The sequence below is a fragment of the Caballeronia sp. ATUFL_F2_KS9A genome, from assembly GCF_023630765.1.
GTDB lineage: Bacteria > Pseudomonadota > Gammaproteobacteria > Burkholderiales > Burkholderiaceae > Caballeronia > Caballeronia zhejiangensis.
The window spans coordinates 297,652-314,851 of the sequence record NZ_JALQEK010000002.1 but is presented as its reverse complement, the minus strand read 5'-3'; the positions used below and the strand labels follow the sequence as shown (position 1 = coordinate 314,851).

General features: G+C 62.0%; 12 protein-coding genes. 4 read left to right on the top strand and 8 right to left on the bottom strand.

Annotated elements, in window-relative coordinates; all coding sequences use genetic code 11:
* Positions 1-23 precede the first annotated feature (23 nt).
* The 3 genes from NCS67_RS03750 to NCS67_RS03740 all read left to right on the top strand — a co-directional run bounded on the left by NCS67_RS03750 (position 24) and on the right by NCS67_RS03740 (position 4,718).
* Positions 24-485 (top strand): RidA family protein, encoded by a 462-nt coding sequence (locus NCS67_RS03750; RefSeq protein ID WP_008350722.1) that lies wholly within the window; start codon positions 24-26, stop codon positions 483-485.
* A gap of 426 nt (positions 486-911) precedes the next feature.
* Positions 912-1,823, top strand: coding sequence for a PhzF family phenazine biosynthesis protein (locus tag NCS67_RS03745; protein ID WP_250434255.1), 912 nt, complete (start codon positions 912-914; stop codon positions 1,821-1,823).
* Between the two features lie 453 nt (positions 1,824-2,276).
* A complete protein-coding gene (locus NCS67_RS03740; protein ID WP_034471280.1) occupies positions 2,277-4,718 on the top strand; it encodes a bifunctional diguanylate cyclase/phosphodiesterase in 2,442 nt (813 codons plus the stop codon).
* A gap of 13 nt (positions 4,719-4,731) precedes the next feature.
* Here the strand turns inward: NCS67_RS03740 and NCS67_RS03735 are convergent, their stop codons facing one another.
* The 6 genes from NCS67_RS03735 to NCS67_RS03710 form a co-directional block, all read right to left on the bottom strand.
* Positions 4,732-5,190, bottom strand: a complete 459-nt coding sequence (locus tag NCS67_RS03735) for a CopD family protein (RefSeq protein WP_008350729.1) — start codon at positions 5,188-5,190, stop codon at positions 4,732-4,734.
* Between the two features lie 204 nt (positions 5,191-5,394).
* On the bottom strand, positions 5,395-5,589 hold the full coding sequence (locus NCS67_RS31875; RefSeq protein ID WP_277621788.1) for a helix-turn-helix domain-containing protein: 195 nt from the start codon (positions 5,587-5,589) through the stop codon (positions 5,395-5,397).
* A gap of 97 nt (positions 5,590-5,686) precedes the next feature.
* A complete protein-coding gene (parC, locus tag NCS67_RS03725; RefSeq protein ID WP_250434253.1) occupies positions 5,687-8,005 on the bottom strand; it encodes a DNA topoisomerase IV subunit A in 2,319 nt (772 codons plus the stop codon).
* Between the two features lie 26 nt (positions 8,006-8,031).
* Positions 8,032-10,011: a DNA topoisomerase IV subunit B gene (locus NCS67_RS03720; protein ID WP_008350734.1), complete on the bottom strand. Its 1,980-nt coding sequence runs from the start codon at positions 10,009-10,011 to the stop codon at positions 8,032-8,034.
* 301 nt (positions 10,012-10,312) lie between these two features.
* Positions 10,313-12,247, bottom strand: coding sequence for an ATP-binding cassette domain-containing protein (locus NCS67_RS03715; protein WP_008350736.1), 1,935 nt, complete (start codon positions 12,245-12,247; stop codon positions 10,313-10,315).
* A gap of 202 nt (positions 12,248-12,449) precedes the next feature.
* A complete protein-coding gene (locus tag NCS67_RS03710; RefSeq protein ID WP_033536673.1) occupies positions 12,450-12,857 on the bottom strand; it encodes a DUF4399 domain-containing protein in 408 nt (135 codons plus the stop codon).
* Between the two features lie 217 nt (positions 12,858-13,074).
* Here NCS67_RS03710 and NCS67_RS03705 point away from each other — a divergent pair, with 217 nt between their 5' ends.
* Complete coding sequence (locus NCS67_RS03705; protein ID WP_008350739.1) at positions 13,075-13,257, top strand: rubredoxin; 183 nt, start codon at positions 13,075-13,077, stop codon at positions 13,255-13,257.
* Between the two features lie 41 nt (positions 13,258-13,298).
* Here NCS67_RS03705 and NCS67_RS03700 read toward each other — a convergent pair whose 3' ends face one another.
* Positions 13,299-15,110, bottom strand: coding sequence for a GT99 family glycosyltransferase N-terminal domain-containing protein (locus tag NCS67_RS03700; protein ID WP_250434251.1), 1,812 nt, complete (start codon positions 15,108-15,110; stop codon positions 13,299-13,301).
* A 123-nt stretch (positions 15,111-15,233) separates the two neighbouring features.
* Entirely contained in the window at positions 15,234-17,198 is a 1,965-nt protein-coding gene (locus tag NCS67_RS03695) for an HAD family hydrolase (protein ID WP_250434248.1), read from the bottom strand.
* Positions 17,199-17,200 lie beyond the last annotated feature (2 nt).

The following is a 17,200-nucleotide window of genomic DNA, read 5'->3' as shown; positions in this document are numbered from 1 at the left end:
TTCAACGTTTAGAGGAGCAACCGATGGCATCGAACGTGTACGACAAGCTGAAGGAACTCGGCATCGACCTGCCCGTCGCGGGCGCGCCCGCCGCCGCTTACGTGATGAGCGCGCAGAGCGGCAACACGGTGTATCTCTCCGGACACATCGCGAAGAAGGACGGCAAGGTCCACGTCGGCAAGCTCGGCGACAACATCACGACGGAAGAAGGCAAGGCGGCGGCGCGCAGCGTCGCCATCGACCTGATCGCGACGCTGCACGCGCACGTCGGCGATCTGAACAAGGTCAAGCGCATCGTCAAGGTGATGAGCCTCGTCAACTCGACCTTCGATTTCACCGAGCAGCACATCGTCACGAACGGCGCGTCCGAGCTGATCGCGGAAATCTTCGGCGATGCCGGCAAGCACGCGCGCTCGGCGTTCGGCGTCGCGCAGATTCCGCTCGGCGCGTGCGTCGAGATCGAGCTGATCGCGGAAGTCGCGTAAGGCGCGCTTTCGCTTCTGCATGGAGGCGAACCAACGCCTGCACCAATGACAACGCCCCGTCTCCGGACCGCGAGAACGGGGCGTGCGTCACGTGACTTCATGTGAGTCTTACTTTGCCGGACGGCCGAAGCTCTGGAACTCGAGGTCCAGCCCCATCGGGCGCACCACGGCGACGCGGAAGGTCAGCGAATCGTATGCCGCGGCGGAGACCCCCTTCAGATCGGTGATAGTCGATCGCCAGCGAGATCGCGTACTTCGCATTGTCGACCGTCGAAGGTGAAACGCCGACGAAGCGGCTTGCCGCCGCATTGGTCGCTCGCGCCCGGCGCCAGACCGCAACGTGAAGCGCGGACCGCGGCCTTTCACAGACCGCGCCGGAGTGTATTGGGGGCAGAATAGCCCTTCCATCGAACTCATTCCAAAACCATGTCCTCACGCACCGTCCAGTTCAAGCAGGTCGATGTCTTCACAGCCGTTCCATTCAAGGGCAATCCGCTCGCGGTGATCTTCGACGCCGAAGGCCTCACGGCCGAGCGCATGCAGGAAATCGCCCGCTGGACGAATTTGTCGGAGACGGCGTTTCTCCTGCCGCCGACCGATCCGCGCGCCGACTACCGCGTACGCATCTTCACGACGGCAGTCGAACTGCCGTTCGCCGGACATCCGACGCTCGGCAGCGCTCACGCGCTCATCGATGCCGGTTACACGCCGAAGACGCCCGGCCGGCTCGTGCAGGAATGCGGCGTCGGACTCGTGGAGCTCGCGCAACGCGGCGATGCCAATGGCGATGCCGATGGCGGCGAGTGGGCGTTCGCCGCGCCGCCCGCCACCATCGCGCCGCTTTCAGATGCGCAGTGCGAGCGCCTCGCCGCCGCACTCGCGCCCGCCGTAATCGATTTCAGTTCGCCGCCCGCCGCCTTGAACAACGGCGTGCCGTGGCTCGTCGTGCGCGTGAAGGACGCGGCGCAGTGTTTCGCGACGTCGCTGCAAGGCGCGGCGCGCGAATCGCTCGCGGCGCTCGTCGCGGAAGTCGGCACGCACGGCATCGCCATGTATGGGCCGCACGAAGCCGGCGGACCCGCGACGTTCGAATTGCGCGTGATTCTGCTCGGCGCGGAGAACATCGAAGATCCGGTGACGGGCAGCGCGAACGCGGCGCTCGCGACGCTGCTGCGGGCGCGGGACCAGCGGCCCGGCCAGCGTTTCACGGTGAGACAGGGCACGGCGCTCGGCCGCGATGGCCGCGTCAGCATCGAATACGACGATGCGGCGGACGGCGCACCGATCTGGATCGGCGGCGCCTCGGTAACTGTGATCGACGGCACATTCCGCATCTGAAACAATGACCTACGCGCTGCCCGACGCCGCGCGTATACCCCCAAGCGCGGCCCCTTTCTTAATCCCGGCGGCTTCGTTAATATCTGAACAATCGGGGATCGGAACGCAATGGCGGTTCACATCGGCGGGCGACAGGCGTCGTGAGGGTGAGCCGCTCGCGCCGCAGCGCAAACGTATGCACGCGACGACACCGGATGCTCGCCGTCTCGCTCATGCCGGGCTTCGGGCGCTGCAGCGGCAAACGGCTCGCCGAACGGCCGTCGCGCGCGGACCTGAGGTGGATCGAGATGTGGATCGGGTCTCGGAGAAAATATCCGCCGATCATCCGCTGCGCGCCGCGCGCGGTATATTCACTCGTTTCGGTCGAACGCCTCAGAACATGCATCGCTTCATCCACCTCGCGCAGTCCGCAGCACGCAAGGCGCCACGCGACAGAGCGCCGACGGACACCCCATGAAGCGCACGCGCTCCCACGCCTTTTCCGACACCGTCCTCGGCGCGCCGTCGGCGCGGCGTCGGCGCGCGCTTCTCGCGATTCCCGTGCTCGGCACCTTCGTGCTGGTGCTGCTGTGGGCGGTGATCTTCGCCCGGCTGTCGGTCGAGCGCGAAGCGACCACGCATGAGTCGATGTCGTCCGCCGCCATTCTTTCGTCGGCGCTCGAACAGCACACCATCAAGGCGATTCACCAGGTCGACCAGATCACGCGCTTCGTCAAATACGAGTACGAGAAGTCGCCCGACAACTTCGATCTGATCGCCACCGTCGAAAAAGGCGTCGTGCAAAGCGACACGCTCGTGCAGGTTTCGCTGATCGACGAATACGGGACGCTGATCGCCAATACATCCGATCCGCATCCGAAACCGATCGATCTCTCCGACCGCGAACACTTCAAGGTCCACGCGCATTCGAACGACGATCTGCTCTACATCAGCCGCCCGGTGCGCGGGCGGGTATCCGGGCTCTGGACGCTGCAGATCACGCGGCGGCTCAATCATCCGGACGGCTCGTTCGCGGGCGTCGTGGTCGTGTCGGAAGACCCGGCGTATTTCACGAACGACTTCTACAACGTCGCGTCGATCGGGCACGAAGGCGTGATCGCGGTCGTGTCGGACAACGGCTCCGTGCTCGCGCGCAGCACGGGCGGCAGCCTGGCCGAGAGCGCCGCCGCGAATGCCGCCGCGAGCGCCCCGGCGAAAGGCAGCGCGCGCAGCGGCCCGGCCGATCGCTCGCACGCCGCGTTCAGCGCGACCGGCGTGTATCCGACGACCGATCACGCGTCGGGCATCTACGTCGATCCGATCGATCACGTGAAGCGCATCGTGTCGTACCGGCATATCGACGGCTATCCGCTCGGCGTGCTCGTCGGCCTGTCCGAGCGCGAGGAGATGGTCGACTACAACCACACGCGCAATGTCTATCTGCTGATGGCGAGCTTCATTTCGCTCGCGATGCTCGGCTTCTTCGCGGTCGCGACGGGCCTCATCGGCAAGCTGCTCGGGCGCGAGCGCGAGATGACGCATCTCGTCGAATACGACCTGCTCACCGGCCTGCGCAACCGGTATTCGACGCTGCGCGCGCTCAGGCTCGACGTGGCGCAGCCGGAAAACATCGGGCGCCTGGCGCTGCTCTTCATCGATCTCGACAACTTCAAGACCGTCAACGACACGCTCGGCCACAACGCCGGCGACATCGTCCTGCAGATGACCGCGTCGCGGCTCGCCGAAACGGTCGGGCAAAGCGGCACGCTGTCGCGCATCGGCGGCGACGAGTTCGTGGTCGTCGTGAAGGGCGACGACGTCGAGCAACGCGCCGTCACGCTCGCCGACGACATCTCGACGATGTTCGCCACGCCCTTCGACGTGCGCGGCAGCGCGTTCGTGCTGCATGCGAGCATCGGCATCGCGCTCTTTTCCGTGTCGAACGAGAGCGAAATCGATCTGCTGAAGAAGGCCGATCTCGCGATGTACAGCGCGAAGGACGCGGGCCGGAACTGCTATCAGTTCTATTCGCCGCAGTTGTCGCATCGCGCGGACCATTTGATGAAGTGGGAACAGCAACTGCGCGTCGCGTTGACGGAGCAGCAGCTTTTCCTCGTCTATCAGCCGAAGATCGATCTGACGCGCCGCTGCATCACCGGTTTCGAGGCGCTCGTGCGCTGGAATCATCCGCAGCACGGGCTCATTCCGGCGAACGAGTTCATTCCGGTGGCGGAATCGACAGGACTGATCGTCGCGGTCGGCGATTTCGTGATTCACACCGCGTGCATGGAGCTCGCGCAATGGCAGCGCGACGGGTATACGGGACTGTCGCTCGCCGTGAACATTTCGGCCGTGCAGTTCTGGCGCGGCGATTTGCTGGAGACGGTCGCGCGCGCGATCGAGGCGAGCGGCATTCCGCCCGACAAGCTGGAGCTCGAAATCACCGAGACCGTGATGGTGGAGTATCCGGAGCTCGTGCAGGAGAAGATCGTCGCGCTGAAGCGGCTGGGCGTGCGTATCGCGCTCGACGACTTCGGCACGGGATATTCGTCGCTGTCGTATCTGAACCGCTTTTCGGTCGATACGCTGAAGGTGGATCGCTCGTTCATCCAGGCGATTCCGGAAGATCGCAGCGTCTGCGTGATGGTGTCGGCGATCGTCAATCTGGCGCGCTCGCTCGGGTTGACGGTGATTGTCGAAGGCACGGAGCGCGAGGAGCAGATTGCGTGGCTCGCCGCGCTCGGGCCGGTGGAAGCGCAAGGCTTCCTGTTCTCTCGCCCGGTGCCGGCGGATGGCGTGCAGGCGCTGCTCGACCGTTTCGGCGTATGCGGATGGCCGCGCGGACACGCCCCGCGATCGCGCAAGGACGCCGGCCACGAATCGAGCACCGCGCTCAGCGACGAGCGCGGCGTTTAAGCGACGGGTCGAATCAGAAGCCGCGCGAAAGAACCGCCGTGCCGATCGTCACGACGCCCAGCACGAGATTGATGACGACGAGCCTTCTCACGGTGCCGACCGCCCTCGCGCCATCGGGCCAGTTCTGCGCCTGCACCGCGCGGCGGATGCGCGGAAAAACGGCGAAGCGGATGTGACCGAAGATCAGCATCATCACGATGCCGAGACCGGCCATCGCGTGCAGCGGCCACGCCGCATGACCGCCGCCGAATTGCATGAGCAGGAAACCGCCGGTGAGCAGGATGACGATCACCGAGGCGCCCACCCAGTTGAAGAAGCGCGCGAATACCGACTCCCAAAGCGGAAGACGCAGTTGCGGCGTGAGATCGCCGAGCGCGGGACGCAGGCAGAAATGCGCGAAGATCATTCCGCCTATCCAAACGGCGACGCCGAGCAAATGCAGAAAGAGCGCCGCTTCGATGGCTTTGTTCATTGTGAATTCCGGGGCTGATTTAAGTTGTTGAGTACGTGCAGGCACAAGGCATAGGAATACGCGCGGAGTGTGGAGTTCCCCGCCCGGCCGATTTTGTTCGACGATGACAGCGTGGCACGCGAAAGAACCGGATTATTCGTGACCCTAAGGATCGCGCGAATGGGATATGTTTTGCCGATGCCCCATGCCAGTCCGAGGCTTGCCTTAGTGACGGATATCGGCCGCCGGGCAGCTTTCCCGCCCCGGCTTCGCCGAGCGCCGCGGTGGACCGACGACGATCTGCACATTGCGACCAAGGCGCGCGAGCAGTTCGAGCATCTTCGCCTCGCCGAGCCCGCGAAACTGGCCACGCATCAGCTGCGAGAGCTTGGGCTGACTGATGCCAAGAAGCGTTGAAATGATTGATGTCTGAATCTCGCGAACGACAGACGATAAAAAGCCCGCACTGAGCGGGCTTCATGCTGTCATGGAGCGCGCGCGGCGCCCCATTGAAACATCACCCCTCGAACACCGGCCGCAGCTCCGTCACCTTCAACGACGAATCCGGCGCCCTTCCCTTTCTCGATCGCTTGCCGAGATGCAGTTGCAACTGCGATCCGCTGAGCTTCTCGTCCCTCGCCTTCCCGCCGCGCCCGGTGCCGATCATCATCACGCCGCGCGCATCGATGGCGAGCGCCTGGCGCAGCGTTTCCTTCGGATCGAGGCCCATCAGAATGACGCCGCGACCCCCGCCCGACAACGTCTTCATCTCGTCCATGCCGAAGACGAGCAGTTTGCCTGCGCTCGACAAGCACGCGACATAGATTGCGCCCGGAATGACGGGCATCGGCGCGAGCGGTGCCGCGCCTTCATCGATCGTCATGAACGCCTTGCCGGCCTTCTGGCGGCTCACCATGTCGCCGAGCTTCGCGATGAAGCCGAAGCCGTTGCTCGATGCCAGCAGCAGTTGTTGTTCAGCATTCGCCGCGAAGTAATGCAGCAGATGCGTGCCCGTTTCGAGCTCGATCAGCGACGTCACCGGCACGCCATCGCCGCGTCCGCCCGGCAACGCCGAAACCGGCACCGAATAGACGCGACCCTTGCTGCCCCACGCGACGAGCGAATCCGGCGTGCGCGCCTGGAACGCGGCGTACAGCCCGTCGCCCTGCTTGAACGTGAAGCCCGCCGGATCGAGCCCGTGGCCCTTCAGCGCGCGCACCCAGCCCTTCTGCGACACGACCACCGTCACCGGTTCGTCGACGACACGCGCCTCGAACGTCGCGCGCTTCTCCTGCTGAATCAGCGTGCGGCGCTCGTCGCCGTACTGCTTCGCGTCCGCTTCGATTTCCTTGATCAGCACGCGCTTCATCGCGGCGTCGCTGTTGAGCAGTTCTTCGAGCTTCGTCTTTTCGTCGCGCAAGTCGGACAACTCTTGTTCGATCTTGATCGCCTCCAGCCGCGCCAACTGACGCAGGCGGATTTCGAGAATGTCTTCGGCCTGCCGGTCGGAGAGATTGAAGCGCGCGATCAGCGCCTGCTTCGGTTCCTCCGATTCGCGGATGATGCGGATGACTTCATCGATATTCAGGAAGACGATCATTCGTCCTTCGAGAATATGGATGCGGTCGTTGACCTTGCCCAAACGATGCTGCGTGCGCCGCGTCACCGTGACGAAGCGAAAGCCGATCCACTCGTGCAGGATCTCAACAATGCCCTTCTGACGCGGCCGGCCATCCGAGCCGATCATCACGAGGTTGATCGACGCGTTCGATTCGAGGCTCGTGTACGCGAGCAGCGTGTTGACGAACTCGGTCTGATCGATACGGCTCGACTTCGGCTCGAACACGAGCCGCACGGGCGCGTCCTTGCCCGACTCGTCGCGCACGGCGTCGAGCAGCGCGAGCATCGACTGCTTGGTCTGCACCTGCTCGGGCGTGATCGTCTTCTTGCCGAGCTTGATCTTCGGATTCGTGAGTTCCTCGATTTCCTCGAGCACTTTCTGGCTCGACACGCCCGGCGGCAATTCCGTGATGACGACCTGCCACTGGCCGCGCGCGAGATCCTCGATCTTCCAGCGCGCACGCACCTTCAGGCTGCCGCGTCCGGTTTCGTAGGCCGTCGAGATTTCCGTCGGCGATGAAATGATTTGCCCGCCGCCGGGGAAATCCGGTCCGGGCAGTTTCTCCATCAAGCCCGCGTGGCCGATCTTCGGATCGCGGATCATCGCGACAGCGGCTTGCGCGACTTCGCGCAGATTGTGCGACGGAATTTCCGTCGCCAGCCCGACCGCGATGCCCGATGCGCCGTTCAGCAACAGGAACGGCAAGCGCGCGGGCAATAGCTTCGGCTCTTCGAACGAGCCGTCGTAGTTCGGCATGAAATCGACCGTGCCCTGATCGATTTCATCGAGCAGCAAACGCGCGATCGGCGTCAGACGCGCTTCGGTGTATCGCATGGCCGCTGCGCCGTCGCCGTCGCGCGAGCCGAAATTGCCCTGGCCGTCGATGAGCGGATAGCGCATCGAAAAGTCCTGCGCGAGACGCACCAGCGCGTCGTACGCCGATTGATCGCCGTGCGGGTGATATTTACCCAGCACGTCGCCGACCACGCGCGCCGACTTCACCGGCTTGGCGTTGGCCGCGAGGCCCATCTCGCTCATCGCGTAGAGAATGCGGCGCTGCACGGGCTTCTGTCCATCGCACACGTCGGGCAGCGCGCGGCCCTTCACCACGCTCACCGCGTAGTCGAGATAAGCACGTTCGGCGTAATCGCCGAGCGTCAGTTGTTCGCCGTCCGGTGCAGTCTGTTCGGCGAAGAGATCGTCTGTGATTCCCATCGAATGTCCGTGTTAATGCGTTCGCGTCAGATGTCCGCTTCGACTTCGTTGCCCTTTTCTTCGAGCCAGCTTCGGCGCGAGGCCGCTTCGCCCTTGCCCATCAGCATCGTCATGCGCGAAACGGTGAGATCGAAGCCGAGATCGCCGAGCGCGACCGGCAGAAGACGGCGCGTGTCCGGGTTCATCGTCGTGTCCCAGAGCTGTTCGGCGCTCATTTCGCCGAGGCCCTTGAAGCGGCTGATGGTCCACGCCGTTTCGCGCACGCCGTCCTTGCGCAGCTTGTCGAGGATCGCTTCGAGTTCGCCTTCGTCGAGCGCGTAGAGCTTCTGCGCGGGCTTCTTGCCGCGCGCGGGCGCATCGACGCGGAACAACGGCGGACGCGCGACGCACACATGGCCGCGCTCGATCAGTTGCGGGAAATGCTTGAAGAAGAGCGTGAGCAGCAGAACCTGAATGTGCGCGCCGTCGACGTCCGCATCGGAGAGAATGCAGATCTTGCCGTAGCGCAGATTCGACAGATCGATCTGATCGTCGGGACCGTGCGGATCGACGCCGATCGCCACCGCGATGTCATGCACTTCGTTGTTCGCGAAGAGCCGGTCGCGTTCCGTTTCCCACGTATTCAGCACCTTGCCGCGCAACGGGAGAATCGCCTGGAACTCCTTGTCGCGGCCCATTTTCGCGGAGCCGCCCGCCGAATCGCCCTCGACGAGAAAGAGTTCGTTGCGGGAGATATCCGTCGATTCGCAATCGGTGAGCTTGCCCGGCAACACGGCGACGCCCGAACTCTTCTTCTTCTCGATCTTCTGGCCCGCGCGCGTGCGCGCCTGCGCCTGGCGAATCACGAGCTCCGCGAGCTTCTTGCCGTATTCGACGTGCTGATTCAGCCACAACTCCAGCGCCGGCCGCGAGAACGACGACACGAGCTTCACGGCATCGCGGCTATTGAGGCGTTCCTTGATCTGCCCCTGGAACTGCGGATCGAGCACCTTCGCCGACAGCACGAACGACACGCGCGCGAACACGTCTTCCGCGAGCAGCTTGACGCCCTTCGGCTGGAGATTGTGAATCTCGACGAAGTTCTTCACCGCCTGAAAGAGACCGTCGCGCAGACCGGATTCATGCGTGCCGCCCGCGGGCGTCGGAATGAGGTTGACATACGATTCGCGCAGCAGCGGCCCTTCCTCGGTCCACGCGACGACCCACGACGCGCCCTCGCCTTCCGCGAAGGTTTCCTCGGTGTTCTTCGAGCTTTCCGCGTAGCGTTCGCCTTCGAACAACGGAATCAGCAGTTCGCTGCCGCCCATGCCTTCGAGCAGATAACCGCGCAGACCGTCTTCGTATTTCCACGTCTGACGCTCGCCCGTTTTCTCGATGACGAGCACCACTTCGACACCCGGCAACAGCACGGCTTTCGAACGCAGGAGGCGCTGCAATTCGCCGAGCGGCAGATTCGGCGAGTCGAAATACTTCGGATTCGGCCATGCACGCACGCGCGTGCCGCTCTTCTTCGCGCCGCGTTCGGCCGGGCGCGTCGTCAGCTCTTCGATGACGTCGCCATTGGAAAACGCAAGCTGCGCGACCTTGTTGTCGCGCCAGACGGTGACTTCGAGACGGGTTGCGAGCGCGTTCGTCACCGAGACGCCGACGCCGTGCAGACCGCCCGAGAACGTATAGGCGCCGCCCGCGGCCTTATCGAACTTGCCGCCCGCATGCAGCCGCGTATAGACGATCTCGACTACCGGCACGCCTTCTTCCGGATGCAGGCCGAAAGGAATGCCGCGGCCGTCGTCCTCGACGGTCACGGAGTTGTCCTGATGCACGGTGACGGTGATTTGCTTGCCGAAGCCGCCGAGCGCTTCGTCGGAGGCGTTGTCGATCACCTCCTGAATGATGTGCAGCGGATTCTCGGTCCGCGTGTACATGCCGGGCCGCTGCTTGACCGGCTCCAGGCCCTTGAGCACCTTGATCGATGCTTCGCTGTAGCCGGCTGCCTTGGCGTTCATGACCTGGCGCTTGCCTCGTTCAGTGCCTGTCGCCATTGCGCTGGATTTTTTCGTGGACATAGTTGAACGTTGATCCGGCTCTCGAACGCCTGACGGAATGTCACGACATGACGCCCGATCTGCCGGCAAATGCTTGATGTTGTGCCTGGCCGGATGCGTTGAAAGCGAGGCAAAAAAACGCCCGCCGATCCGAGCCGCGCTAGGAGAATAGCGGTTTTCGCCCGCCGCGCCCACCTCGGCGCGATAAAACGCGCTTCGTTCGCGTACATGCGTTCAGCACACGCACAGCGGGCGCGAGCCGCTATTTGCGCTTCGCTTCGAGCTCTTCCCAGCGCTCGAGGGCGACGAGCAACTCCTCTTCGATCGCCGCGTGTCGCTCGGAAAGACGCGCGCCTTCCTTCGCGTCCTTCGCGAAGATCGAGCCGTCTTCGAGTTGCGCGCCGATAACCTTCTGCTCGTCTTCGAGTTCGGCGATGCGCCCCGGCAGCGCTTCGAGTTCGCGCTGTTCCTTGAACGACAGCTTCACCGTGCGCTGCGCATTGCGGCCGGCGGCGCTGTCTTTCGGCGCATCGTCTTTCGGCGTGTCCTTCGCGGTCTGACGCGCCGCTTCTTCGGCAATGCGCTCCGAACGTTCGCGCTGAACCTGCCAGTCGGAGAAACCGCCGACATATTCGCGCCACTTGCCGCCGCCTTCCGCGGCGAACACCGACGTCACGACGTTGTCGAGGAACGCGCGGTCGTGGCTCACGAGCAACACGGTGCCGTCGTAATCCGCCAGCAGTTCTTCGAGCAGTTCGAGCGTCGGGATGTCGAGATCGTTGGTCGGCTCGTCGAGCACCAGCACGTTCGCCGGCCGCGCGAAAAGGCGCGCGAGCAGCAGGCGATTGCGCTCGCCGCCGGACAGCGACTGCACCGGCGAGCGCGCGCGTTCGGGCGCGAACAGGAAGTCGCCGAGATAGCTCATGACATGCTTCTTCACGCCGTTCACTTCGACCCATTCGCTGCCGGGACTGATGGTGTCGGCAAGCGATTTGTCGAGATCGAGCTGCGCGCGCATCTGATCGAAATACGCGACCTGAATGTTGGTGCCGGTCCGCACGCGGCCTTCGTCGGGCTGCAGTTCGCCGAGGATGAGCTTGAGCAGCGTGGTCTTGCCCGCGCCGTTCGGGCCGACGAGACCGATCTTGTCGCCGCGCATGACAGTTGCCGTGAACCGGTCGACGATCGTGCGTTCGCCGTAGCGCTTGGTCACATCGGTCAGTTCGGCGACGATCTTGCCGGACTTCTCGCCCTGCCCGACATCGAGCCTGACATTGCCCTGCACGTTGCGGCGCTCGGCGCGTTCCTTGCGCATTTCGACGAGCCGCGCGATGCGTCCGACGCTGCGCGTGCGCCGCGCCTCGACGCCTTTTCGGATCCACACTTCTTCCTGCGCGAGCAGCTTGTCGAACTTCGCCTGTTCGATCTGCTCGACTTCGAGCTGTTGCGCCTTCCTCGTCTGATACGCGCTGAAATTGCCGGGATACGACAGCAACCGACCGCGATCCAGTTCGACGATGCGCGTCGCCACGCGATCCAGAAACGCGCGATCGTGCGTGATGAAGAGCAGGCCCGTGCGCAACGTGACGAGCAGTTCCTCCAGCCAGCGGATGCCGTCGAAGTCGAGGTGGTTGGTCGGCTCGTCGAGTAGCAGCACGTCGGGCTGAACGACGAGCGCGCGCGCCAGCGCCACGCGCTTTTTCATGCCGCCGGACAGATCGCCTGCGCGGGCATCGCCATCGAGACCGATCTGCGCGAGTGTCGTCGCGACGCGCGTGCGCCAGTTCCACGCGTCGCGGGTATCGAGCGCCGACTGCAGCGCGTTCATGCGCGCGAGCAGCTCGTCGTGCTTCGCGCCTTCGGGCGTATCGGCGAGCGCGTGCGCGACGGCGTCGTACTCGTCGAGCAACGCGCGCGCTTCGGTGAGGCCGGACGCGACGACATCGAACACGGATGCGTCGAGATCGAACTCGGGTTCCTGCGGCACGTAGACGGTCGTGAGCTCGCTCTGACGCGTGACGAGCCCGTCGTCGGGCGCGGCGAGCCCCGCGACGATTTTGAGAAGCGACGACTTGCCCGCGCCGTTGCGGCCGATCAGCCCGACACGCTCGCCCGCTTCGAGCGAGAAGTCGGCGTGGTCGAGCAATGCGACGTGGCCGAACGCGAGCTGCGCGTCCGAGATGGAATAAAGCGACATGGGAAAACCGGATGAATGGCGAAGAATCGGCGCCGAACACGCGAGCAACCGATGGAAGCGGCCATTGTACCGGGCGCGGCGCGCGATCACGCACGCTCCATCCGCCATTGGCCGAACGGACGAGGCGCGCAGCGCCAGCAAGCGCGAAAGGCCGCCCGGATGCGCTCCGTGGCGGCCTTTCCTCGCGTCGTGCCGAAACAACTTACTGCACGTGCACCTTGATCGTCTGGCTCATTTCGGGGCCGTACGAGCGGTGCGCGCCGTCGCCGAACTGCATTGTCAGCGTGTGATCGCCGGGCGGCAGCTTCACGTCGGCTTCGGTCTGGCCCTTGCCGAAGTGCAGCGACGTGTCGTTCGCGGGAATCACGGTGCCTTTGGGCAGCGGCTTGCTATCGATCAGCAGGTGGTGATGGCCGGTTCCATCGGTCATCGTGCCCGCCGGAGCGACCGACATGCCGTCGACGCCGAATCTGACGTGCACGGGGCTCGTGACGGTCGCGCCATCCTTCGGTTCGACGAAATAGACGCGCGCCTGCGCATGCGCCGCGCCGGCGTACTGGGTGAGCAGGACCGCGCCCGTCAGCATCGCGCCCAAGAGCTTTTTCTTCATCGTTTTCTCCACGTTGTGAAACCGGTCGATGGCGCGAGTCGGCGCCGGAGCCTCGAAAAGCATACACCGGGCTTTCGGCACGCCGGAATCGGGACCATCCTGCCTACGGCGATCGGGGAACGATCGCGCCGATTACGGTAAGATGCCGGCTCGCTGCGCCGCGCATCGTCTTCGAACGCACGCGGTCCGTTTATTTCTTTCGAATCAAGAGTCTGTCGTGAGCGAAGTCATCGAATTCAAAAGCTGGGTCTGCCTGATTTGCGGCTGGATCTACAACGAGGAAGAAGGTCTGCCGGACGATGGCATCGCTGCCGGAACCCGTTTCGACGACATCCCCGCCGACTGGCGCTGCCCGCTGTGCGACGTGGGCAAGGCCGATTTCGTCGTCGTCGAGTTTTGATGCTGGCGCCGCGCCTAATTGGCGGCGCGGCGCAGGCCCTGTCAATCGCAAAGTTTTAGCATCGCGACAAGGTGGCGGGTGCGCCATCTCGTTGTGACCAATCTACTTTGCAGATATGACGCTACGATGCGCGCGGCATGAAGCAGTCGGTCATGGCGCAATTCTAGCGCCGCCAGCCTGCTACTCAACATCACCGCATCGCTTTCTGCTTTCTCGCGCAACGCGACTTCCGTTGCTTTCTGCGCGTTGATGTTTGCAAATTCCTCCCTTAAACGCTCGTGTTCTTGCTTTTCAATTTCCCGCGCTTCCTTCGACTCCGCCAACTCCAGCCGTAACACTTCGGCTTCTGCCGACAGCCGATCAAGCGCAACGTTGCGGTCATTCAGCGCGAGTTCCTCGGCAGCGCTTCGGCCATCCGGTCTTTCCGAACTTGCGTTGTGCTCGATGCCGCAGGTTTCCAGCACCCGAATTCTGGCGTCTCGCTCCGCGATCCACTGATCACGCTCTTTTATCCAGCCGTCCCTATCGCTTATCCAGCGATCACGGTCGAGAATGAACGTTTGCAGTTGTGAGATACGGGTATTTTGCTCAGCGCACTGACGTCTCAGATTGAAGAGCTCATCAAGGAGTTTATTTGGAGCATCAACCTCCAGCGTTCGGCCGCTAGTTTCCGGAACTGGCTTTTTGTCCACGAGCCGTTCACCGCGCCGTTGATTCTGAAACGAAACGAAGTGCTTTTCTGCGATGTCGGCAACTGAAGGGTTCGATAACCGCCATAAGTAGTATTCAGACGAAAACAACAGCGAATACGGTATCAAATAATTCAGGAAGAACCATATCCGAAATAACCGTGACGACTCGCCGGACTCGTCGAAAAAAGTCTGAATAGGGGTGCTACCGAAGAATCGAACCTTTTTGCGCCACAGTACCGCCTCGATCCCGAGGCTCGAATTGATGGTCCATAATTCCTGAATCGCGCCAAGGAATTTCAATGGCGAGCTTCCCAGGTCGACCTTGCCGGGATAAAGCGCCTTTCCGTTCGGATGATATCGGACAAGCGGAGTGTGTTCGGAGGTTGATCTCGACGCGAATTCGAGCAGCGAGAGATTGTTCCATCCTTTGCTGAAGGCGAGCGCGTTAGAGTCCGTTTCCACCTGCAGCGCGACGCCGATCGTATGCGAGTCTTCCGAAGAACGATACATCTCGCGCGCTGAATCCGAGATCAGTACCGATTCGAGAGTCTCGGAAATCGCGGCGTCACCTCGATCGCCGACCCAATCGCGAAATGCGGCTTTCTCGCGCTGCCACCGGATGCCGACTTCAGTATCTCCGTTGACTCCGCTCGTGTCCCAGTAGGCGCATTGTGCGTAATACGGTTTTCGCAGTGGTCCGATCTCATTGAAAACAAGCGCGCAACCGGACTCTTGGGCCGCGCGTCGCATTGACGGACAATTGAGCCATGTGACCGCGACAACTTCTTGATGCAGCGCTTTCAAGTGCGAAAAGGCGTCTGCGAAATATCGATGCAATTCCGAAGAGTCTCGTGTCACGTAAGAGATGAACCGGTCAAGCGGTGCTTTGTCAAGTGACCAGTCCGTCAAACCGTCTTCATAGCAAACCAGCCGGACCCTTTCAGAATCCAAATTCCACACGTTATACTCGTGAAACTGCTTTGACCAGTCCGACAGTTCCCAACGAGAAAGGTCGGATTCGATATTCAAGTAGTACCGCGGTAAAAGAATGGTCGACTGCTTTGCTCTGAACGCGTGAAGCCATTTCAGGATTACCCAATAGTAATGAGCAGTTCCTTCCACCGGAGCGACGAGTGGAACGAACAGGACGAAATGCGTCATACGATTTGCCGGTCTGATGCTTCGTTATTTTCGATGGGACTTGAACGAAGCGTGCAATGCGTCCTCGCGTCGTGCGCGAGCCATTTGCGGCGCTTCTTTCTCTCAGCAATCCAGCTACTTGTTTTAAGTTAGCGCATTCAATACATCAAAACCAGCCTTCCAGAAAGAGCGAGCTCTGCTGAGCGCGATTTCCTCGTTGCTCGGCCGGCCATTTTTGACGTCAAGCCGTTCGGCGAGACTCGTTCGTGCGCTGGTGTCGCCTGCGGAATCCGAGTGCGTGAGCGCGCCGAATAACGCCGCCTCGCTCTTGCTCGGACGCTCGACCAGTCGGCTGAACGGCTGCGCCCATGCCGGCGAGATGAATTTCTCGTAGCCGAAAGCCAGGATCGTCGGCAAGACCGTATGCACATATTCGAGCGCGCCAGCTTGAACCTCCGCCGCAAGCTTTTGCACGGCGATGTCTTCGTTGTTCTCCTCGAGTATGGGAACGATCTCGTCTCCTTCACGACGGTATCCCAATGTCGTGCCGTGCGGTGCTACCGTCGCAAACTCCAGAATTTCGACGCCCCCCGCTTGCAAAAGCTCCGTTTCGTGACGGGGATCGCTGTTCTGAACCATGAAACCGAAGTAGGCGTCACTCGGTAGCTGATTGATTCTCACCGATTCGAAAGTCCCGAAATAATAGCCAAACGTACGGAAGTCGCTTCGAGACGTCTGGAGGATACGTGAGAGGCCCCCTTGCATGTTTCCTCCCCAGCCAATGTCAGACACGGCGATTCTCTTGCATCCGATAACTGTCTTCGACAAGTACGCAGATACCAGCGCACGCTGCTCGGCTGCGACGTCCATGAGTTGCGAAAGAAGAATACTGATCAGCCGGTGCATTCGCATGTCGCCGCCTACTACTCGCTCGTCTTCGCTTGCGAAGCCGACCGCCTTTATCGCGGCACGATTACGCGAAACGTCGAGCCCCAGACGTTTGAAATGCTGCTTGACCGTTCTCTCCGTTTTTCCACCGAAAAGATGCCACACCCGATCGGGCGGAAAATCGACGAAGCTCGGCAGGAGCGTGGCGGCGCGCGAAATGTAAACGTACTCGCTCGGAATTTTGACACCCATTTGCTCCGCGTACTGCTCATACAGCTTATGGAACAGGTAACTGTCACGCGCGAAGAACAGAACCTTGTCAACGTTGTCCAGCTTCAACTGATGCATCATCCAGATGAAGTAGCCGAGGAACAACGGCCCAAACACCTGTGCGCCGATGTCGAACCATGGCTCCGCCACCTCGCGCTTTCTCTGCATAAGTACTGCCCGCGTCCCGCCGGCGATGAGACTGGCGGTGTGCGGCATGTCCACTGACGACACTATCGGATTCCGTAAGAAATCGGACTCGATGCGGGCGAGATAATCGAAATGCACGCCCTTCACGCCAGCGCGCTTCGCCATTTCTACATCTGCGTGGAGGTTGTCACCGAAGTGCAGCATGCCCCGCGTCGTGCCGCCTGCCCTTTTTGCAGCGATCGCGAAAAGAGAGCCTTCGTGCTTGCTGGCTCCCTCCTCGCAGGACACCACCAGTTCTATCTTTCCGTATCCGCATGCCTGAATGAGTTCGAGAATGACCGTCGACGGGAGATACATGTCGGAGCAAAGCACCACGGGCTTGCCAATGGCTTGCGCGTATTGCACTAGCTCCCGCATGACTGGGTTGCAATAGACGATTGCCCGCTCCACCTGGAGTTCTACCACCTTGAACCGGTCAACCAGGCGATCCGCTCCCAGTTGCGATGCCAACTCTTCATAGATCTCGTCGTAAGTCACTTCGTAGGAGTTGCGGAGCCTGTAGTACTTCTCGCGCGTCTGAATTTCTGCGAGAAGTCGATTCGCCGGAAACGAGTCGACCATCCCGTAATCCAATTCAGTGTACTCATCGTGCCGCAATTGAGCCGCCACCAAGTCGAAAACGTCAGCAGGTCTTGCAACCAGACGATGAATGAGCGTATCGAACACGTCAAACGACACGATTCCTGCTTCGTCGATCAGACGTTTTGCGTCCTCAAAACTGCAATTCTTGTTTATGCGCCACATAT